At 55.7% G+C, this 19,134-nt stretch carries 21 protein-coding genes; 13 read left to right on the top strand and 8 right to left on the bottom strand.

What is annotated here, in order from left to right:
- Positions 1-12: 12 nt before the first annotated feature.
- A complete protein-coding gene (gene yghB, locus DG357_RS19240; protein ID WP_028014419.1) occupies positions 13-672 on the bottom strand; it encodes a DedA family general envelope maintenance protein YghB in 660 nt (219 codons plus the stop codon).
- A 143-nt stretch (positions 673-815) separates the two neighbouring features.
- Positions 816-2,003 (bottom strand): cystathionine beta-lyase, encoded by a 1,188-nt coding sequence (metC, locus tag DG357_RS19235; protein WP_045631555.1) that lies wholly within the window; start codon positions 2,001-2,003, stop codon positions 816-818.
- Between the two features lie 250 nt (positions 2,004-2,253).
- Between metC and exbB the strand changes: the two genes are divergently transcribed.
- Together exbB and exbD are read left to right on the top strand one after the other, a co-directional pair.
- Positions 2,254-2,985, top strand: coding sequence for a tol-pal system-associated acyl-CoA thioesterase (gene exbB / locus DG357_RS19225; RefSeq protein WP_088204272.1), 732 nt, complete (start codon positions 2,254-2,256; stop codon positions 2,983-2,985).
- A 4-nt stretch (positions 2,986-2,989) separates the two neighbouring features.
- Positions 2,990-3,415, top strand: coding sequence for a TonB system transport protein ExbD (gene exbD, locus DG357_RS19220; protein ID WP_032643392.1), 426 nt, complete (start codon positions 2,990-2,992; stop codon positions 3,413-3,415).
- 42 nt (positions 3,416-3,457) lie between these two features.
- On the opposite strand, the gene DG357_RS19215 is transcribed toward exbD, so the two are convergent.
- Together DG357_RS19215 and DG357_RS19210 are read right to left on the bottom strand one after the other, a co-directional pair.
- Positions 3,458-3,910: a cytoplasmic protein gene (locus DG357_RS19215; RefSeq protein ID WP_088204271.1), complete on the bottom strand. Its 453-nt coding sequence runs from the start codon at positions 3,908-3,910 to the stop codon at positions 3,458-3,460.
- Between the two features lies 1 nt (position 3,911).
- Positions 3,912-4,316 carry a hypothetical protein gene (locus tag DG357_RS19210; protein ID WP_041908138.1) on the bottom strand — a complete coding sequence of 135 codons (405 nt, stop codon included), beginning with the start codon at positions 4,314-4,316 and terminating at the stop codon, positions 3,912-3,914.
- 103 nt (positions 4,317-4,419) lie between these two features.
- On the opposite strand from DG357_RS19210, the gene DG357_RS19205 reads away from it, so the two are divergent.
- Both DG357_RS19205 and DG357_RS19200 read left to right on the top strand, forming a co-directional pair.
- Positions 4,420-4,923 (top strand): ESA_00282 family adhesion-associated protein, encoded by a 504-nt coding sequence (locus DG357_RS19205; protein WP_041908140.1) that lies wholly within the window; start codon positions 4,420-4,422, stop codon positions 4,921-4,923.
- An 81-nt stretch (positions 4,924-5,004) separates the two neighbouring features.
- On the top strand, positions 5,005-5,493 hold the full coding sequence (locus DG357_RS19200) for a TIGR00645 family protein (RefSeq protein WP_003862473.1): 489 nt from the start codon (positions 5,005-5,007) through the stop codon (positions 5,491-5,493).
- Positions 5,494-5,562: 69 nt separating this feature from the next.
- On the opposite strand, the gene DG357_RS19195 is transcribed toward DG357_RS19200, so the two are convergent.
- The gene (locus DG357_RS19195; protein WP_047367399.1) at positions 5,563-6,603 is read right to left on the bottom strand and encodes an aldo/keto reductase; all 1,041 of its coding nucleotides are present in this window, start codon (positions 6,601-6,603) and stop codon (positions 5,563-5,565) included.
- 219 nt (positions 6,604-6,822) lie between these two features.
- On the opposite strand from DG357_RS19195, the gene DG357_RS19190 reads away from it, so the two are divergent.
- A complete protein-coding gene (locus DG357_RS19190) occupies positions 6,823-8,370 on the top strand; it encodes a methyl-accepting chemotaxis protein (protein WP_088204270.1) in 1,548 nt (515 codons plus the stop codon).
- 54 nt (positions 8,371-8,424) lie between these two features.
- On the opposite strand, the gene DG357_RS19185 is transcribed toward DG357_RS19190, so the two are convergent.
- Positions 8,425-9,018 (bottom strand): TetR/AcrR family transcriptional regulator, encoded by a 594-nt coding sequence (locus tag DG357_RS19185; protein ID WP_063155165.1) that lies wholly within the window; start codon positions 9,016-9,018, stop codon positions 8,425-8,427.
- A gap of 142 nt (positions 9,019-9,160) precedes the next feature.
- On the opposite strand from DG357_RS19185, the gene DG357_RS19180 reads away from it, so the two are divergent.
- Genes DG357_RS19180 through DG357_RS19170 form a run of 3 tightly spaced genes read left to right on the top strand, consistent with a single transcriptional unit; the run spans position 9,161 to position 12,029 of the window.
- Entirely contained in the window at positions 9,161-10,216 is a 1,056-nt protein-coding gene (locus DG357_RS19180) for a sugar phosphate isomerase/epimerase family protein (protein WP_063155164.1), read from the top strand.
- A gap of 24 nt (positions 10,217-10,240) precedes the next feature.
- Positions 10,241-11,137: an alpha/beta fold hydrolase gene (locus DG357_RS19175; protein ID WP_088204269.1), complete on the top strand. Its 897-nt coding sequence runs from the start codon at positions 10,241-10,243 to the stop codon at positions 11,135-11,137.
- Complete coding sequence (locus tag DG357_RS19170) at positions 11,127-12,029, top strand: alpha/beta hydrolase (protein WP_088204268.1); 903 nt, start codon at positions 11,127-11,129, stop codon at positions 12,027-12,029. Before DG357_RS19175 ends, DG357_RS19170 begins: the two co-directional genes overlap by 11 nt.
- Before the next feature lie 74 nt (positions 12,030-12,103).
- Here DG357_RS19170 and DG357_RS19165 read toward each other — a convergent pair whose 3' ends face one another.
- Both DG357_RS19165 and yghU read right to left on the bottom strand, forming a co-directional pair.
- On the bottom strand, positions 12,104-12,436 hold the full coding sequence (locus tag DG357_RS19165) for a YMGG-like glycine zipper-containing protein (RefSeq protein WP_028014408.1): 333 nt from the start codon (positions 12,434-12,436) through the stop codon (positions 12,104-12,106).
- A 158-nt stretch (positions 12,437-12,594) separates the two neighbouring features.
- A complete protein-coding gene (gene yghU / locus DG357_RS19160) occupies positions 12,595-13,461 on the bottom strand; it encodes a glutathione-dependent disulfide-bond oxidoreductase (RefSeq protein ID WP_028014407.1) in 867 nt (288 codons plus the stop codon).
- Positions 13,462-13,706: 245 nt separating this feature from the next.
- Between yghU and DG357_RS19155 the strand changes: the two genes are divergently transcribed.
- Genes DG357_RS19155 through DG357_RS19135 form a run of 5 tightly spaced genes read left to right on the top strand, consistent with a single transcriptional unit; the run spans position 13,707 to position 19,079 of the window.
- Complete coding sequence (locus DG357_RS19155) at positions 13,707-15,296, top strand: ABC transporter substrate-binding protein (protein ID WP_088204267.1); 1,590 nt, start codon at positions 13,707-13,709, stop codon at positions 15,294-15,296.
- A gap of 44 nt (positions 15,297-15,340) precedes the next feature.
- Positions 15,341-16,294, top strand: coding sequence for an ABC transporter permease (locus tag DG357_RS19150; protein ID WP_088204266.1), 954 nt, complete (start codon positions 15,341-15,343; stop codon positions 16,292-16,294).
- A gap of 4 nt (positions 16,295-16,298) precedes the next feature.
- Entirely contained in the window at positions 16,299-17,144 is an 846-nt protein-coding gene (locus DG357_RS19145; protein ID WP_028014404.1) for an ABC transporter permease, read from the top strand.
- On the top strand, positions 17,137-18,111 hold the full coding sequence (locus tag DG357_RS19140; protein WP_047367402.1) for an ABC transporter ATP-binding protein: 975 nt from the start codon (positions 17,137-17,139) through the stop codon (positions 18,109-18,111). Before DG357_RS19145 ends, DG357_RS19140 begins: the two co-directional genes overlap by 8 nt.
- Positions 18,108-19,079: an ABC transporter ATP-binding protein gene (locus tag DG357_RS19135; protein ID WP_041908156.1), complete on the top strand. Its 972-nt coding sequence runs from the start codon at positions 18,108-18,110 to the stop codon at positions 19,077-19,079. Before DG357_RS19140 ends, DG357_RS19135 begins: the two co-directional genes overlap by 4 nt.
- Positions 19,080-19,134 lie beyond the last annotated feature (55 nt).

The raw sequence follows: 19,134 nt of genomic DNA, 5'->3' as shown, positions 1-19,134 counted from the left end.
CCCGGCTTTTGTTTATGCACTGCAATACTTTTTCTTAATCACCACCGCAATGGTACCCACCAGCCCAGCAACCAGCAGGAATATCGGCAGGATCATCAGGAAGGTCATCACCTGATCTTCATGGTGCTTCACAAAGGGGATCATGTTCAGCGCGTAGCCGAGGGTGGTGACCACGCCAACCCACAGCAGGGCGCTCAGCCAGTTGAAGAACTGGAAGCGGCGGTTAGACAGCCCGGAAATACCCGCCATGGTGGGCAGAAGGGTGCGAACAAACGCCAGGAAACGCCCGGCGAGCAGCGCCAGCAGGCCGTGGCGGTCAAACATGCAGGTCGCACGCTGGTGGTATTTATGCGGTAACTGCGCCAGCCAGCCCTTCACCACGCGCGTGTTCCCCAGCCAGCGGCCCTGTAGATAGCTCAGCCAGCAGCCCAGGCTCGCGGCGGAGGTAAGGATAACCATCGTTGGCGTAAAGTCCATGACGCCTTTGCCGATCAACGCCCCGGCAAGCAAAAGCAAACTGTCACCGGGTAAAAACGAGGCTGGCAGTAATCCATTTTCCAGAAACAGCGTCGCGAACATCACGAAATAGACGACGCCTACAACGTGGGGATCCGCCAGGGCGGCAAAATCATGTTGCCAGAGCGCCGCGATAATATCTTGAATAACAGCCATGGACTTTCCTGTGGAACAGCAGAGATAACGCTATTGTACTCCCAATTTCACCTGTCGGGATTGATCGCAGGCGCAACTCATGCAGACTTTTCTGCATGCAGTGTTCACAAAAGCGTCCGGGGAGTACATTTTCAGCCCGCACTCTACACGATACGTTCAAAGCCTGCAGATAAATCCGCAATTAAATCGTCCACATTTTCTAAACCGATATGCAATCTAATGAGGGTGCCGCTGAAGTCCACTTCACCACCGGGGCGCAGGGCCGCGATCTGCTCCGGCTGATTCGGCAGGATCAGAGATTCAAAACCGCCCCAGGAGTAGGCCATGCTGAAGAGGGTAAAATTATCCAGATAGCTTGCCAGCTCGTCATTACTTAGCCGTTTTTTAAGCACAAACGAGAACAGCCCGCTGCTGCCCGTAAAGTCACGTTGCCAGAACTCATGGCCTTTACTACCCGGCAGCGCCGGATGGTTCACGCGCTCAACCTGCGGATGCTGCGCCAGCCATTCAGCGATTTTCAGGCTACTTTCATGATGCTGACGCAGACGCACGCCGAGCGTACGAATGCCCCGGCTGGTCATGTATGCCGTGTCTGCATCCACCATCTGGCCCATCAGGTAGGCATTTTCCCGCAGCTGGTCCCAGCAGCGCGCGTTGGAAACCGCGGTGCCAATCATCCCGTCAGAGTGTCCAATCAGGTATTTCGTTGCCGCCTGAATCGAGATATCAATATCGAATTCCAGCGCCTTAAACAGCACACCTGCCGCCCAGGTGTTGTCGATCATGATAATCGCCTCTGGCGCTTTGCTGCGCACGGCCTTCACGATAGCCGGAACGTCGTGCACTTCCATGGTGATGGAGCCAGGAGATTCCAGGAACACAATGCGCGTGTTTGGCTGGATAAGTTCAGCAATGCCTTCACCAATCAGCGGGTCAAACCAGCTGGTGGTCACGCCGAGCTTGCTGAGAATTTTTGTGCAGAAATCCTGGCTGGGTTCATAGGCGGTGTTGGTCATCAGGATATGGTCGCCCTGTTCGACAAACGCCAGAATGGTGTTGGCGACTGCCGCCGCACCGCACGGGAACAACGCGCAGCCCGCGCCCCCCTCCAGCTCGCACATCGCTTCCTGCAGCGAAAAATGGGTTAGCGTGCCGCGGCGACCGTAGAACAGCCCGCCTTTTGCGCGGTTACGCGTGGCGATTTTTTTCTCCTCAACGGTATCAAACACCAGCGAGGAGGCGCGTTGAATCACGCTATTAACCGATCCCTGAGTGTATTTTTTGCTGCGTCCCGCCTGCACCAGCGTGGTATCAAGATGCTTCTTCGTCATGTTCGCTAACCCTGTTTTATACGTCTGGACGTCCAGACTACCACGATTGTAAAAAACTGCACCCGCATGCTTATCGAATAAGCAGAAAATATTAGCAAAAAAGCGCATAAGAAATTTTTACTGCGTAAGCGCAAGGAAACTGAGCGAAAATTACGGCACCATGTAAATACTAATGAGAACGACTATCAATTCGACGGCTTTTTGATATTATTACGTTCAGATTTTGTGATTTGCGTCCTGGAGATACAGAGTGGGTAATAATTTGATGCAGACGGATCTCTCCGTTTGGGGCATGTATCATCATGCTGACATCGTGGTTAAGATTGTGATGATCGGCCTGATTCTGGCGTCCGTTGTCACCTGGGCTATCTTCTTCAGCAAAAGCGCCGAGCTGCTTTCGCAGAAGCGTCGCCTCAAGCGGGAACAGCAGCAGCTGGCAGAAGCCCGCTCTCTGGATCAGGCTTCTGAGATGACCTCATCCTTCCACCCGCAAAGCCTGACCACCCTGTTAGTGAATGAAGCTCAGAACGAGCTGGAACTCTCCGCCGGCAGTGAAGATAACGAAGGCATTAAAGAGCGTACCGGTTTCCGTCTGGAGCGTCGCGTTGCGGCCGTTGGCCGACACATGGGACGCGGCAATGGGTATCTGGCGACCATCGGCGCGATTTCACCGTTCATCGGTCTTTTCGGTACTGTCTGGGGCATCATGAACAGCTTTATCGGCATTGCTCAGACCCAAACCACCAACCTGGCGGTAGTGGCCCCGGGTATCGCGGAAGCACTGCTGGCGACGGCAATCGGTCTGGTTGCGGCAATTCCGGCGGTGGTTATCTACAACATTTTCGCGCGTATGATCGGCAACTACAAAGCCACGCTCGGCGACGTTGCCGCTCAGGTTCTGCTGCTGCAAAGCCGCGATCTCGACCTGAATGCCAGCGCCGTGAAGCCGGTGCATGCGGCGTCTAAACTGCGCGTAGGTTGATTGTATGGCAATGCGTCTAAACGAAAATCTGGACGATAACGGCGAAATGCACGAAATCAACGTGACGCCGTTTATCGACGTCATGCTGGTGCTGCTGATTATCTTCATGGTGGCAGCACCCCTGGCGACGGTCGACGTGAAGGTGAATCTGCCTGCCTCCTCCAGCCAGCCGCAGCCGCGTCCGGAAAAGCCAATTTATTTGTCGGTGAAAGCGGATAAATCCATGTTCCTGGGGAACGACCCTGTGACGGATGCCTCCGTTATTCCGGCGCTGGACCAGCTGACCGGCGGCAAGAAGGACACCACCGTCTTCTTCCGGGCGGACAAAACCGTCGACTACGAAACCATGATGAAGGTAATGGACACGCTGCATCAGGCGGGTTATCTGAAGATTGGGCTGGTCGGGGAAGAGAAAGCGGCCTCGAAGTGATAAAGAAGCTGGCGAAAGCCGGCTTTTTTTATGCCTGTCGGTTTATGCGTTTTTGTTGTCCGTCGGTGCGGTAGAGGAGGTGGTGGTCAGCGCGTCCTCATCGAGCGCAACGCAGGTGACGTTTGACGTACGGTACTCACCGGCTGACAGTTTGCGCGTCAGGCGCAGGGTGGCGACTTCTCTGGCAAGCAGATACTGATAGTTGGCCTCAAGACGTCCCAGCAGTTTCTCTTTCAGTTCTGGAAGCTGTTCGATGATGGCGTTCATCACGGCGCCGTAAATTTCTTCTTTAACCTGTAACGGATAAATCTCGCGGCGATTCTGCCATTTCAGACGCACCAGCGTTGCCGGGATCGATACCAGGTCTTGTGTAATACGCGTCATCTCGGCATTTTTTGCATTTCTTAGTGCCTCGATATTTTGCTTTAAGATAAATTCATCACTTTTTTTATCATCTAAAGTCAAATAAACGTTATTGTCTTTAACTTCTTTCACGTTAATCTTCCCCCAGGGTATAAAAAATAGGGTTGTTTTTTTCTCGCGTAATTAGATTAAGCCAAATTTCATTGCCGGCCTCATTTATTTCTTTCGTTTTTTCAGCCATTATTTGACTTAGTTTCTGCGCATCTATTTCGCCTTCTGCCTGCAGGTCATTCAGCAGGTGGACGAAGGCTTCAATTTTTATAGCGCGAAATAAGCGGTCTTTTATATGGCGATCGTGCTCTTCCAGCAGCATATTACGGGATTTGCCAGTGTGAGAAACGCCAATTAATATATCAGGCTCGAAATCAGAGAGCTTTCTTTTCCCCTGAGTGAAACTGGCCTTTTTTTCTTCTTCCGTCGGTTGCTGTTCCACAGGCGTAATGTGGTACTTAGCCGGGACGAGATAGTCGGGCAGCATTTTTAATTTCCTTTAATTTCAACAGGGTGGGGTTGGTAAAGGCGTGAGATTCGTTGACAATATCATGAGGCAATTTTAAAATCAAAAAAAATGGAGCCAACCCATGAACAGCATCTTTTTTACGGTCATCACATTACTATTACTGACCGCTGGTGTGCTTTTATTGATGCAGGAGTTCAATAAAACGAAAGTGTCGAAAGACACCAGTGAACCGCCACAACCTGAACTGATGACAAAAGAGGAAGGAGAAGATCATTTCTCTGTTTTGATGAACTCCGTTACGCCTGTCTGGTACTGGCGGGTGAATCATGAATATATCGACTTCTTACACGCGACAATTAAGCGCATGAAAATGTCGGAAATTAATGACACGCCCGGTCTGTTTGAGGCGCAGCGTCGCTGTAGCGATCTGAATTCAGCGGTTTATAAATATTACGACAACATCAAAAAGCGCTGTCTTAACGGTGAGAAGGTCTCGTATTCAGACCTGGACGTATTAAACCTTCGCCAGTGTTTTCGCGAGTTTAGCCTGGAAGCCTACCCGGAGCTGGTGGTGCTGGTCTGGCCGGAGTATGCGCGTCCTGAGGTTAACCCGGACGACGTCTGAGTGGCGTACTGGTTAGTTCTTGCAAACAGTCAGCGCCGTTGAGATATACTGAGCGCTGGTTTCGTTTGCAGACAGGATTTTATGGAACGCTTCTTTGAAAACGCAATGTATGCCTCTCGCTGGCTGCTCGCACCCGTCTATTTCGGTCTTTCCCTGGCGCTGGTCGCCCTGACGATCAAGTTCTTCCAGGAGATTTTCCACGTATTGCCTAACATTTTCTCCGTGGCGGAAGCTGATTTAATTCTGGTTCTGCTGTCGCTGGTGGATATGACGCTGGTGGGCGGCTTACTGGTGATGGTGATGTTCTCCGGTTATGAGAACTTTGTCTCTCAGCTTGATATCGCCGAGCATAAAGAAAAGCTCAGCTGGCTGGGGAAAATGGACGCCTCGTCGCTGAAGAATAAAGTTGCGGCATCTATAGTGGCAATCTCCTCTATCCACCTGTTACGCGTGTTTATGGACGCGAAAAACGTCCCGGATAATAAGCTGATGTGGTATGTGATTATCCACCTGACGTTTGTGCTGTCGGCGTTTGTGATGGGGTATCTGGATAAGATCAGTAAGAAATAAGGTACACATTTCTCCCCTCACCCTAACCCTCTCCCGGGGAAGGGTGAGGGGAGAAAGCATCGAACCACACTATTTATCCGACGACGCCTGCCACAAATTCAGTTCCCCGTCCGCCACGTGCTGGTCAATCCGCGTCAGTTCATCTTCCGTAAAGCGCAGATTACCCAGCGCCTGAACATTCTCCTCCAGCTGTTCCGGGCGGCTCGCGCCAATCAGCACTGACGTCACGCGAGCATCTTTCAGCAGCCAGCTCAACGCCATCTGCGCCATCGTCTGCCCGCGCGCCTGCGCCATCTCATTAAGCAGACGAAGACTGTTCAGGTTAGCTTCCGTCAGCATTTTCTGCGTCAGGCCGCGCACTTTGTTCCCCTCGCGCTGCATGCGAGAACCTTCCGGAATACCGTTCAGGTATTTTCCGGTCAGCAGACCCTGCGCCAGCGGGGTAAAGGCAATACACCCCGTGCCGTTTGCTTCCAGCGTATCCAGCAAGCCGGTCTTATCGACCCAGCGGTTAAGCAGGTTATAGGACGGCTGGTGGATCAGCAGCGGGATCTTCCACTCGTGCAGCAGCGCGGCCATTTTTTGTGTGCGCTCGGTAGAGTAGGAGGAAATGCCCACGTACAGTGCTTTCCCACTCTGAACAGCATGAGCCAGCGCGGAGGCCGTCTCTTCCATTGGCGTATTTTCATCCACGCGGTGGGAATAGAAAATATCCACGTATTCGATGCCCATACGTTTCAGGCTCTGGTCGAGACTGGCGAGCAGATACTTGCGTGAGCCGCCTGAACCGTACGGGCCTGGCCACATGTCGTAACCGGCTTTAGTGGAGATAATCAGCTCGTCGCGATACCGGGCAAAGTCCTCACGCAGCAGGCGGCCAAAGTTCTCTTCCGCGCTTCCCGCAGGCGGTCCGTAGTTGTTGGCAAGATCGAAATGGGTAATCCCGAGATCGAAGGCTTTACGCAGCAGCGCGCGCTGGGAGTCAAGGGGCTGAACGTGGCCGAAGCTATGCCACAGGCCCAGCGACAGCGCGGGCAGGCGCAGGCCGCTCTTGCCACAGTAGCGGTACTGCATATTCTCGTAGCGGGTAGCGTCAGGGTACCAGGACATGATGTCTCCTTTTCTTATAGATGATTTTTTGAAACGTCGTTTTCATTCTGAACTTATCACATCATGTCGTGCGAAGATAAGGGTTAACGGTGGCTGTGCGACCTGTGAAGCCACGCTAACTAAAAATAATCACAAAAGGTTATAATTTCCCTGCACCCTGCCGATAACGAGAGTAGCACTCGCCTCTGGGCGAATTCACCCTCACGGCAAGGAAGACTTATGAATATGCTCCGTAATTTCACGATCCGTTTCGTCATGCTGACGATCCTCGGGATTTTTTGTTTAATGTGGGCGGGCGTCGGGCTGTACAGCACCTGGTCCCTGTCACGGGTATCAGACGGCAATGAAGTCGATCGCCAGCTGGTCAAACAGATGATGGTGCTCAGCCAGGGCAACGATCAGTATTTCCGCTTTGTGACCCGTCTGAGCCGCGCCATGGAGGTCAAAGCCGCTGGCGGCACGCCGGATTTGTCCTCTGCCCAACAGGCGCTGGACAACATGGGTAAGAAACTGGCCGAAATGAAGGCGATCTCGCCTGGCCCAATGGATGAGCAGGTCTCTGCGCAGGTGATCGGTGCCTGGCAGGCGCTGCTTGAACAGGGCGTGACGCCGCAAATGGAGCAGGCGAAGCAGGCGACCCTGGACGGCTACCGCCAGCAGGCCAACAACGTTACGCCGCCGCTGAGCCGTGCGTTCGGTGCCGCTGCCGAGAAGTTCAATAATGCCGCCGCGAAGACGCTCGACAGCACCCGCATGGTGGTCGACGGCCTGACCAGCATGACCCGCACGGTTATTATCGTCGCCACCATTATCGGCCTGCTGATCCTGCTCTTTACCGACCGCTACCTGGTGGCGATGCTGGTCAAACCGCTGGAGCGCATTCGCCAGCAGTTTCGCCAGATTGCCCAGGGCGATCTCAGCCAGCCCATTGCGCCTTTCGGCCGCAACTGCGTGGGACAGCTGGTGCCGCTGCTGAGCGCCATGCAGGACAGCCTGCGTGAAGCGGTCAGCACCATTCGCTCCGGCAGTGAGAATATCTGGCGCGGCGCGACGGAGATCTCCAGCGGCAACAACGATCTCTCTTCCCGTACCGAAGAGCAGGCTGCCGCGCTGGAAGAGACGGCGGCCAGCATGGAACAGCTGACCGCTACCGTGAAGCTGAACGCCGAAAGCGCGCGTCAGGCCAGCCAGCTTGCCGATGTGGCCTCAATAACCGCCAGCCGCGGCGGCTCGCTGGTGGAAGAGGTGGTCACCACCATGAGCGGTATTTCGGAAAGCTCGAAGAAAATTGCTGAAATCACCAACGTCATCAACAGCATTGCCTTCCAGACCAATATTCTGGCGCTCAATGCGGCCGTAGAAGCGGCGCGCGCGGGCGAGCAGGGGCGTGGATTCGCCGTAGTGGCGGGTGAAGTTCGCAACCTGGCAAGCCGAAGCGCCAATGCGGCAAAAGAAATTGAGGGTCTGATTACCGATTCCGTGACCCGCGTAGAGCAGGGTGCGCAGCTGGTGAGCGACACCGGCACCACCATGGATGCGATTTTGCGCGACGTGACGGAGGTGACGACCATTATGAAGCAAATCGCGTCGGCTTCTGAGGAGCAAAGTAAGGGCATTTCGCAGGTCGGGATTGCCATTACGCAGATGGACGGCGTCACCCAGCAGAACGCCTCGCTGGTCGAAGAGGTTTCCGCGGCTGCCGCGGCGCTGGAACGCCAGACCGAAGAGCTTCAGCGTTCGGTGCAGAAGTTCCGCCTGACGGCGTGAGCCTTCTGCTAAGGCCGCTCCGTGCGGCCTTTCTGCTTTTTCGTCTGTTGGATCTTACTCTTTGGGCGGCAGGATGCTCATCGCCTGCTCAGCGGACGCCAGCAATCGTGATGACGGCACGCCATCCCGAGCCTGAACGGATAAGCCATGTAAAAAGACGGCAAAAAAGTCTCCCAGACTGTCAGGATCGGTCGTTTCGGGCAATTCACCGTTTTGCACCGCCAGCCGCAGCCGGTCAATGATCTGCTGCGTGCGCTGCAGGCGATGCTCAGCCAGCCAGGATTTAATGCCGTCATTTTCTGCACTGACGCTAGCGGCTGTAGAAACCACCATGCACCCATGCGGCTTGCCAGGTTGGCTATAAAGCGTAATGGCATCACTCAGCAGCGTTTTGATTGCCTGCCGTACATCACCCTCGGTGGTTAATGCGCGATCCGCGAAGCTGCCTTCTTCGTTTTCATAATGAGCAATTGCTTCCCGAAAGAGCTGTTCTTTTGAACCGAACGCCTTGTAAATGCGCGCCGAAGCGATGCCCAGCTCAGCCACCAAATCTGACATTGAGGTCCCTTCATACCCTTGTCGCCAGAACAGGTTACGCGCTTTGATAAGCGCCTGGTCGCGATCGAACTGGCGCGGTCTTCCTGCCATTTTGTTGCTCCGGTTTGTCTTCTGTTCACTGCAAACAGGATCGCTTAATTCGTTGGGATTACCAATGAATTTATAAGTTTTGCTTGCGGTTAACGGATTTTACTCCTATTGTTTGTCAATCGACAAACAATAGGAGTTTATGATGAAAACCCTCAAAGGACCCTCTCTTCATCTCGCACAGTTCAGTGACGAGGTTGCCCCGTTTGACAGTTTACCGACAATAGCCCGGTGGGCCGCGGAAACCGGTTTTAAGGCATTACAAATCCCGGCCTGGGACCGTCGGCTGTTTGACGTTTCGACGGCGGCGGAAAGCCAGACCTATTGTGACGATCTTACCGGCATGCTGGCGGAACATGGCCTGGTCGTGAGTGAGCTGACCAGCCATATCTTTGGCCAGCTAATGGCGGTCCATCCGGCGTATGACAGCCTGTGCGACAGCTTCGCGCCGCCGGAAATACACGGCAACCCGCAAGCACGCGGCGAGTGGGCACGGCAACAGCTGCTGATGGCGGTGAAGGCTTCCGCCCGGCTTGGCCTCAGCGATCTGGGGACATTCTCAGGCTCGCTGGCATGGCCTTATCTTTTCCCGTTCCCGCAGCGTCCGGAGGGGTTAATCGCAACCGCATTTGACGAGTTGGCCAAACGCTGGCTTCCGGTGCTTAACGCCTGTGATGAGCAGGGCATAAATCTCTGTTTCGAAATTCATCCGAGCGAAGATCTGCACGACGGGGTGACGTTTGAAATGTTTCATCAGCGCGTGGGGGAGCATCCTCGCTGCCGGATACTCTTTGATCCCAGCCATATGGTGCTACAGCAGCTGAATTACCTGGAATTTATTGATATTTATAAGGATGTCATCAACATGTTCCATGTTAAGGACGCAGAATTTAATCCCACCGGGCGTCAGGGAATTTATGGCGGCTATCAGTCATGGATCGATCGCGCGGGGCGCTTTCGTTCATTAGGTGACGGTCAGGTTGATTTCAAAGCGATCTTCTCGAAATTTGCACAATATGATTATGCCGGCTGGGCAACCCTGGAATGGGAGTGCTGCCTGAAAAACCCGTTCGACGGCGCACGTGAAGGCGCTGCGTTTATCCGCGACCATATCATCCATATCACCGATAAAGTCTTCGATGACTTCGCCGGTGCGCCGGTCAATGCTCAACAAATCAACTCGTTACTCGGCATTCGCTAAACCGTCACATCACAGGGAATTCTTATGGAACAACAATATGATGGGATCCTGAACCAGGATCTCAGGGCAGAACATGTCTATACGAAAGTGGATGGACAACGCATTCATTGCGTCGTAGCGGGCAAAGGTCATCCGGTCCTGCTGATACCCGGTTGGCCTCAAACCTGGTATACGTGGCGCTACGTCATGCAGGCGCTGGCGCAGGCGGGGTTTCAGGCGATAGCGGTTGATCCACCCGGCATCGGGAATTCTGATAAACCGCGCGACGGCTATGACACCGGACGCGTTGGCGCCATCCTGCATACACTGATGGCGCAACTGGGGCATTCACAGTACCGCATAGTGGGCCACGATATTGGCATGTGGGTTGGTTACGCCATGGCAAGCGATTTTCCTGATGCGGTGGAGCGTCTTGTGCTGACCGAAGCGGTTATCCCTGGCCTGGCTCCTCCGCCGCCGATTTTCGTCGCACCGGAAGAGAACATTTTTCTTTGGCACTTCATGTTTAATCAGCTGGCGGATTTACCCGAAACCCTGACCTGCGGGCGTGAATCACACTATCTCAGCTTTATTTTCGACCGCTGGGCACATCGCCGCGAGCGGGTGGCTGCTCAGGTGTATATCGACGCCTATTCGACACCGGGAGGACTGCGTGCAGGCTTTGACTATTATCGTGCGATCCCGGAAACCATCAGGCAAAACCAACTCCGCGCGCAAACGCCTTTAACCATGCCGGTACTGACGGTGGGAGCGGAACATGCGACGCGCGATGCGCCGCTGACGACCCTGCAGGGTAATGCCCTGGATCTACGGGGCGAGACGGTGGCTGACTGCGGGCATTTTATTACCGAAGAGTGCTATGAGGCGTTTATTGGGCTGATTGTACCCTTTCTCTCAGAGGACACCGATCGTGCCGCTTGATAAACACATTGCTGACTTTCTGGCTGCATCATCGGGCGCGACACAGCCGGCATCACTAGCCGACCTGCGTGCCGCCACCGACGTGGGTTTGTTGCGGCTACAGGGTGAGGAGGAAGCAGGTGGCGGCATTCAATATTACGTTGTTATCGCTGATGATGGTTACGCTATTGGTCTTCGCGCGTATACGCCTGCAGCCTCAAACGCAGATATCGCGCAGCCTGCAATGCTGTTTGCTCACGGCGGTGGATGGTGTCTGGGGTCGCTGTCGCTGTACGATCGGCCCTGTCAGGCACTGGCTAATGCTACTGGCCGGAAAATACTCTCCGTGGATTACCGTCTGGCGCCGGAGTTCCCCTTCCCAAGGCCGTTAGAAGATGTTTATCAGGCACTGTGCTGGGCCAGTGAACAGGCCGTGGCTCTGGGGATAGATGCGACCCGTCTGGCGGTGGCCGGTGACAGTGCAGGCGGGAATCTTGCTGCCGCGGCAACGCTGCTGGCCCGGGATCGCGGCGGACCTCATATAGAGCATCAGTTGCTGCTCTACCCGGCGTTAAGTCGCGAGATGTCAACCGAAAGCTATTGTGAATTTGCTGAAGGTTATTTTTTAACGCGTGATGCGATGGCGTTTTGCTGGGAAAACTATCTGGGAGAACGTCGTCATCCCTATGCCGAACCGCTGCATATGGCCTCGCTGAGGGGGTTACCGCCAGCAACCATCCTGAGCTGTGAATACGATCCCCTGCGCGATGAGGCTGAAGTGTATGCGCGGCGGCTTGACGAGGCGGGGGTACCAGTACGCTGCGAACGGCTGCCGGGCATGGTGCACGCCTGCATTCATATGACAGGGTTAACGCCAGCCGCGCGTCGGCTGTTCGAACGTGCGCGTATCTGATTCCGACAACACAAAAAACCCAGCGCGATCGCTGGGTTTATTATTCATATCGGTTCACAAGGTAGAACACCCTATCAGTGCGTCGCTTCACCAATCAGCGCGCCCGTGCCGGCACCCACGGCCGCGCCTTTCAGCACGCTATTGCCCGTCACCGCAGCCGCGCCCGCGCCAACGACGGCACCCACGGCACCGCCCTTACGTGCGTCTTTGCCTTTTTCGCCGTTTTTGAACATTGCACCCGTGCCTGCGCCAACCACGGCACCACCCACGGTTGATTTCAGATCTTTGCCCGTGGCTGCGCCAATAGCAGCACCTGCTACCGCGCCGGCGGCGGTTTTGTCGATGGCCATTCCAGAGGTGGAAAAAATGAGGGCGCTGATAACCAGCGTTGTTTTAATAAGTCTCATAACAGATCCTTTGTGACTGCTGTCAGTTGATACGGCGTTTCTCATTCTGAGGTGAGAAAAACGTCCAGATAGTGCCAGCAATAGCCACTCAACCTTTAGGCTAATCATGCCCTGGGCAAGGATCGCGGCTGCCGGGCGGGGAGCCGCCCGGCGAAACGTTACGCCTGACGCTTGTCTTCCGTATTGGTATCGAAGTCGCTCGCCGCGTGGCGTTCGTGGAGCTGCTCGTTCAGCTCGCCGCTGGTGCGGTTAACGATACGTCCGCGCTTAACCGCATGGCGATTCGCCACGTCTTTCGCCCAGCGCTGGACGTTGGTGTACTTCTCCGCGTCCAGGAACTCGGCGGCGTTATAGACGCTGCCCAGCGCCACGCAGCCGAACCAAGGCCAGATCGCCATATCCGCGATGGTGTACTCCTCACCCGCCACGTAGCGACCGCGCGCCAGCTGTTTATCCAGCACGTCGAACAGGCGCTTAGCTTCCATGGTGAAGCGGTCAATCGCGTACTCGATTTTTACCGGCGCATAGTTGTAGAAGTGGCCAAAGCCGCCGCCGAGGAACGGTGCCGCGCCCTGGAGCCAAAACAGCCAGTTCAGCGTCTCGGTGCGTCCCGCCGGATCTTTCGGCAGGAAGTGGCCGAATTTCTCCGCCAGATAGAGCAGGATATTGCCGGATTCAAATACGCGCGTTGGCGGGTTCGTGGAGTGGTCACGCAGCGCCGGGATTTTCGAGTTCGGGTTCACGTCTACAAACCCGCTGGAGAACTGGTCGCCCTCGCCGATGCGGATCAACCACGCATCGTATTCCGCGCCCGTCACGCCCAGTGCCAATAGCTCTTCGAGCATGATCGTCACCTTCTGGCCGTTCGGTGTGCCCAGCGAGTAGAGCTGCAGCGGGTGAGAGCCTACGGGCAAATCCTTCTCATGCGTTGCGCCGGAAATTGGACGGTTGATGTTGGCGAACGCGCCGCCGCCGTTCTTTTTCCATTCCCATACTTTTGGTGGCTGATACGTGTTGTCTGACATGTTGGCCTGCCTTTTTAGTGATGTGTTGAGGCAGTGTAGCAGGAGATTTGTGAAGCGTTTAACGTTGTGAGCGCAAGCAATTAACCGCTATTCCTTCTGCTGCTTATATATATCAAATCCGGCATAAGCTTAATCGAAAATCGCATTTTCATAATTAATGCGTAAACCACTAAAGCTGAATATGATGCTTCAACATAAATAAAAGATGCAGTAATAAACACTTTATAAGGCAAGGAGTTAGTGAGATGCGCAAGCTTCTGTTATCGGCAGTGGTCGTTTCGCTCGCGTTAGGCCTGGCGGGCTGTGATGATGCGAAAAATAAAGAGACAAATTCGGCCGCGGCGGCAAAAAGCGACGCGCCAAAAGAGGGCGGTTCGCTCATTATCGGGATTACCTCCGGCGACCCGTTAGCCGTTAATCCGCTCTACGCCAGCGACCGCACAACATTAACCATCATGCAGGCGCTTTATGCCCCGCTGTACAGCTTTAATAACGGCAACATTGAGTGGGGCCTGGCGGAAAGCCTGACGCCTTCTGCCGACAACCTGAGCTACACTCTGACGTTAAAACCGAACCTGAAATGGCAGGACGGCCAGCCGCTGACGGCGGACGACGTGGTCTTCACCTTCAATAAGCTGCTGGATGCCAAACAGCACAGCTTCTTCCGCAGCATGTTTACCTACGGCGGCAAGCCTGTTGAAGTGAGCAAGATTGATGAGCGCACCGTTAAGTTCACCTTACCGCAGGTCAGCGCGGCCTTTACCGGTACCCTGGTGCAGATCTACCCGATCCCGCAGCACGTGTTCGCCGGTGAAGGCGACCTGGAAAAGAGCACCAAAAACGATGCGCCGGTCGGTTCCGGGCCGTTCAAATTTAAAGAGTATCGCGCCGGTCAGTATTACGCCCTTACGCGCTTCGACGATTACTGGAACGGCAAACCGAAGCTTGATTCCGTCACCTACCGTTTCGCCAAAGACAGCAACGCCGCCAACCTGGCGCTGCAAAACGGTGAAATCAACCTCAAGATGGTTGACCCGCAGGATGTGAACCGCCTGAAAAATACCGGGAAATTTGACTTCGTGGTCTATCCGGAAGGCCGTCTGGCCTATATGACGTTCAACCAGAACGTGGCGGTGATGAAGAGCAAAGCGCTGCGTCAGGCCATCGCGTACGCCATCAACAAAGACGAGCTAACCCAGACCGCGTTTACCTCGCTGGACTACGCTAAACCGGCAACCTCGTTCCTGACGCCAGATACGCTTTACAAGACGGATGACGTTGAACAGTACAAATTCGATCTGCAAAAAGCCAAAGACCTGCTGAAGACGTCCGGCGCGCCGGATAATCTCAAGCTGCGCCTGGCGTATGTGAACACCAACAAAACCCAGGAAAGCATGGCGCTCTACATTCAGCAGGCGCTGAAGGGCATTGGGGTGAACGTGGAGCTGATGCCGCTGGACTCCAACGCCATGTCTCAGCGCAGTCTTGATATGAACAACACCGCGTGGGAGCTGAACCTGGGCGGCTACATTATGGGATCAGAGCCGGACGGTTACAAATCGCTATTCATGAGCAACGAAGCCTATAACTACGCGCACTACAAAAATCCGCAGTTTGATGCCCTGTGGGATAAAGGTGCGGTGGAAACCGACGCCGCGAAACGTGCCGATATCTACAAACAAATTCAGCAGACCGTGGCGAACGAGATGACCTACTACCCGATCGCCTACACCAATGCGACCGTCGCCGTGGATAAACGCTTCGGCGGCACGAAGGAAGCGGAGCCGAAGCCGGTTTATCTGTTCCAGGATCTGTCAAAAATTTATCAAAAATAGGCTGTTGCCCCGGTCGTAAGATCGGGGCCTTTTAAGGGCACGTCGTGAACACACTCCTCACGCGTCGGCTGCTGCAGCTGCTGCCGATGCTTTTCTTTATTTCGCTGGTGGCGTTTTTGCTGGTCAAGCTCGCGCCCGGCGACCCCGTGGCCGCGTACATCACGCCGCGTATGGCGCCGGAAGATATTGAGCGCATTCGCCAGAGCCTGGGACTGGATAAGCCGCTGGTCACGCAGTACGTCCTGTGGCTGAAAAGCGTCCTGCAGGGCGATCTCGGCTATTCGTTGATTTACCACCGCCCGGTGCTGGAGATGATCGGCGAACGCATTCCGGCCACGCTGGGGCTGATGGGGGCGTCGCTGCTGATGGCTATCGTGCTGGCGATCCCGCTGGGGCTGCTGGCGGGGGCATTTAAGCACCGCTGGCTGGATCACCTGCTGAACCTGTTTGCCTATATCGGCATCTCGGTACCGATTTTCTGGTTCGGCATTTTGCTCATCACCGTTTTTGCCGTGCAGCTTAACTGGTTCCCCAGCATGGGGATGCGCACCATCGGCATGGAGGATAACGGGCTGGATCTGCTGCGCCACGGCGTGCTGCCGTGTATTGCGCTCACGTTCTATAACCTCTCCAGCTACGTGCGCTACATCCGCTCTAACACCATCTCGCAGCTCTCCGCCGACTACGTACAGACCCAGCTTGCCTACGGCGCCACGCATTTCAGTATTCTGTTCCGCCACGTGCTGAAAAACGTCTTGCTGCCGGTGATTACCCTGTTCGGCCTGTCGTTCGGTGAGCTGATTGTAGGAGCTTATGTGACCGAGAGCGTCTTCTCCTGGCCGGGGATGGGGCTGCTCGGGATCCAGTCGATCGCCTCGCTGGACTACCCGCTGATTATGGCGATCATCATGCTCTCGTCGATAATGCTGATCGTCGGTAACCTGATCGCCGACGTGCTTTATCGCTTCGCCGATCCCCGCATTCGTACGCTGAGGTAACCGGATGAGCAGACGCTGGCAGCAGGTTCGTCACCAGCTGCGCCGCAACCGTCCGGCGCAGTTCTCCCTGTTTGTGCTTTTTATTTTCGTTGTCGCCGCGCTCTGTGCGGGGTTAAGTCCGTACGATCCAGATCGGATGGCGCTCGGCGCGCGCACGTTGCCGCCGGATGCCGCGCACTGGTTCGGCACCGACGAATACGGGCGCGACTACTTTACCCGCGCGCTGTACGGCGGCCAGATCTCCCTGATGGTCGGTTTTCTTGCCATGCTCTTTTCCACGCTTATCGGCACGGTGGTAGGAACGGTGAGCGGCTATTTTGGCGGCTGGCTGGATAACCTGATGATGCGCGCCGTGGATATCCTGATGGCCATTCCGGCCTTCTTCCTGCTGCTGGTGGTGAATGCTTACCTCAAGCCGGGCGTGGATAACATCATTCTGATTATCAGCCTGCTGACGTGGATGAACATGTCGCGTCTGGTGCGTGCTGAAACCCTATCGGTGAAAGAGCGCGAGTACGTGCTTTATGCCCGCGCGTCGGGAGCGCATCCGCTGCGTATTATCGTGCGCCACATCATTCCCGGCGTGCTGCCGACCATTATCGTGGCGGCCACGCTGAATATCGCCTCGGCCATTCTGATGGAGTCTACGCTCAGCTTCTTAGGGCTGGGCGTGCAGGCACCGGCGGCATCATGGGGAAGCATGCTTAACAACGCCCAGTCTTATATTGGCGAAGCGTCGTGGCTGGCGATGTTCCCCGGCATTCTGATCCTGCTGACGGTGTTCAGCTTTAACGTGCTGGGCGATGTGTTCCGTACCGCCTTTGAGCCGGGAGCAAATCGCGATGAGTAACTTATTAGCGCTTGAGAACCTGCAAACCACGTTCCGCACCCGCGAGGGCGAGGTTCACGCGGTGCGTGGCGTGAGCTTTCAGGTTCAGCCGGGGGAACTCGTCGGTATCGTCGGCGAGTCGGGCTGCGGGAAAAGCGTCACCTGTAAGTCGATTATCCAGCTTCTGGGGAGCAACGGACGGATAACCGGCGGCAGCATTCGCTTCCAGAATGAGGACCTGGCGCAGAAAACGCCCGCGCAGATGCGTGCCATTCGCGGCAACGAGATCGCGATGATTTTTCAGGATCCGATGACCGCCCTGAACCCGGTGCTCACTATCGGCAAGCAGATGTCTGAGATCCTGGTGCGAAATAAAAAACTGTCGAAAAAAGCGGCCAAAGCGGCAGCAATAGCCATGCTGGATCAGGTGGGCATTGCTGAAGCGGAACGCCGATACGACCAGTATCCCCACGAGTTCAGCGGCGGGATGCGCCAGCGGGTGATGATCGCTATTGCGCTCTCCTGCAATCCGAAGCTTCTTATTGCCGATGAGCCGACCACCGCGCTGGACGTGACCATTCAGGCGCAGATCCTGCGCCTGCTGAAAAGTCTGCAACAGCAGACCCGAACCGCGATTTTGCTGATCACCCACGATCTCGGCGTGGTGGCGCAGGTCTGCAGCCGCGTGGTGGTGATGTACGGCGGGCTGGTGATGGAGGAGGGGAGCGTGGAGGACATTTTTTATCGCCCTGCGCATCCTTACACCCAGGGTCTGCTGGCCTCGCTGCCGCGCCCGGATGAGGTGAATCAACGTTTATCGCCCATTGAAGGTTCGCCGCCTGGCCTGCTTAACCCGCCGCCGGGCTGTCCATTTGCGGAACGCTGCCCGAAGCGCATGCCCCAGTGTGAACGGCAACCCGCATTTTACACCGCCGGAGAGGGCCATCGCGCCGCCTGCTGGCTATGGGCCGAGGAGATTCAGGCATGAGTGAACAACAGGCGCCATTAGTGAGCGTGCGCGATCTGCGCAAGCACTATCCGCTCAACGGCGGTTTGCTGCGTAAAGGCGTGGCCGTGAAGGCGGTTGATGGCGTGAGCTTTGATATCCAGCCCGGCGAGACGTTTGGCCTGGTGGGGGAGTCCGGCTGCGGAAAATCCACCCTCGGGCGCGCCATACTGCGCCTTTTCGATATTACCTCTGGCGAGATCCACTTTGCCGGACAGGCAATCGCCCACGCCCGCGAAAGAGAGCTCAAGCCGCTGCGTAAGCGGATGCAGGCAATTTTTCAGGATCCTTACTCCTCGCTCAACCCCGGTATGACGGTGCGACAGCTGGTGGCCGAACCGATGCAGATCCACGGCTACAGCCGCGAAGAACAGCGAGAACGTACGGAAACGCTGCTCTACAAAGTGGGGCTGAAGCACGAACATCTTGAACGGTTCCCGCATGAGTTCAGCGGCGGGCAGCGTCAGCGCATCAGTATTGCCCGCGCGTTGTCTGTGCATCCTGAATTTGTGCTGTGCGATGAGCCGCTCTCGGCGCTGGACGTATCGGTGCAGGCGCAGGTGGTGAATATTTTGCAGGACCTGCAGCAGGAGTTGGGGCTAACCTATCTGTTTATCGCCCACGATCTCTCGATGGTGCGCCATATCTCCAGCCGCATTGGGGTGATGTATCTCGGCAAACTGGTAGAGGTGGCCCCGGCGAATGAACTGTATCAGCGCCCGGCACACCCTTACACCCGCGCGCTGCTGGCGGCGGTTCCCCAGCCCGATCCGCGCATCCGCAATCTCGAAGACGCCACCCTGCGCGGCGACATTCCAGGCCCCACGTCCGCGCTGCCGGGCTGTAAGTTCTGCAGCCGCTGCCCGCACGCCATGCCGGTTTGCCAGACGCAGGAGCCTGCGATGCAGGAGATTGCGCCAGGGCATTTCGCGGCATGCTGGCTGTTTTAAATGTTATTCACGCGTCGCGCAGGTGTATGATAAACGCTCCTCTGTCAGGTTAATT

This window comes from Enterobacter bugandensis (genome assembly GCF_900324475.1).
In the GTDB taxonomy this organism is placed as follows: domain Bacteria; phylum Pseudomonadota; class Gammaproteobacteria; order Enterobacterales; family Enterobacteriaceae; genus Enterobacter; species Enterobacter bugandensis.
The sequence above is the reverse complement of the archived record's forward strand: the minus strand, read 5'-3'. Positions and strand labels throughout refer to the sequence as shown.

What these genes read in the sequence shown, in the direction of transcription:
- DG357_RS19200 (WP_003862473.1), top strand. Translation starts at nt 5,005, where the DNA reads ATGGAACGCTTCTTTGAAAACGCAATGTATGCCTCTCGCTGGCTGCTC.
- exbD (WP_032643392.1), top strand. Translation starts at nt 2,990, where the DNA reads ATGGCAATGCGTCTAAACGAAAATCTGGACGATAACGGCGAAATGCAC.
- yghB (WP_028014419.1), bottom strand. Translation starts at nt 672, where the DNA reads ATGGCTGTTATTCAAGATATTATCGCGGCGCTCTGGCAACATGATTTT.
- DG357_RS19185 (WP_063155165.1), bottom strand. Translation starts at nt 9,018, where the DNA reads ATGGCAGGAAGACCGCGCCAGTTCGATCGCGACCAGGCGCTTATCAAA.
- DG357_RS19175 (WP_088204269.1), top strand. Translation starts at nt 10,241, where the DNA reads ATGGAACAACAATATGATGGGATCCTGAACCAGGATCTCAGGGCAGAA.
- DG357_RS19155 (WP_088204267.1), top strand. Translation starts at nt 13,707, where the DNA reads ATGCGCAAGCTTCTGTTATCGGCAGTGGTCGTTTCGCTCGCGTTAGGC.
- DG357_RS19140 (WP_047367402.1), top strand. Translation starts at nt 17,137, where the DNA reads ATGAGTAACTTATTAGCGCTTGAGAACCTGCAAACCACGTTCCGCACC.
- DG357_RS19195 (WP_047367399.1), bottom strand. Translation starts at nt 6,603, where the DNA reads ATGTCCTGGTACCCTGACGCTACCCGCTACGAGAATATGCAGTACCGC.
- DG357_RS19165 (WP_028014408.1), bottom strand. Translation starts at nt 12,436, where the DNA reads ATGAGACTTATTAAAACAACGCTGGTTATCAGCGCCCTCATTTTTTCC.
- DG357_RS19210 (WP_041908138.1), bottom strand. Translation starts at nt 4,316, where the DNA reads ATGCTGCCCGACTATCTCGTCCCGGCTAAGTACCACATTACGCCTGTG.
- DG357_RS19205 (WP_041908140.1), top strand. Translation starts at nt 4,420, where the DNA reads ATGAACAGCATCTTTTTTACGGTCATCACATTACTATTACTGACCGCT.
- metC (WP_045631555.1), bottom strand. Translation starts at nt 2,003, where the DNA reads ATGACGAAGAAGCATCTTGATACCACGCTGGTGCAGGCGGGACGCAGC.
- DG357_RS19145 (WP_028014404.1), top strand. Translation starts at nt 16,299, where the DNA reads ATGAGCAGACGCTGGCAGCAGGTTCGTCACCAGCTGCGCCGCAACCGT.
- DG357_RS19180 (WP_063155164.1), top strand. Translation starts at nt 9,161, where the DNA reads ATGAAAACCCTCAAAGGACCCTCTCTTCATCTCGCACAGTTCAGTGAC.
- DG357_RS19190 (WP_088204270.1), top strand. Translation starts at nt 6,823, where the DNA reads ATGAATATGCTCCGTAATTTCACGATCCGTTTCGTCATGCTGACGATC.
- DG357_RS19135 (WP_041908156.1), top strand. Translation starts at nt 18,108, where the DNA reads ATGAGTGAACAACAGGCGCCATTAGTGAGCGTGCGCGATCTGCGCAAG.
- yghU (WP_028014407.1), bottom strand. Translation starts at nt 13,461, where the DNA reads ATGTCAGACAACACGTATCAGCCACCAAAAGTATGGGAATGGAAAAAG.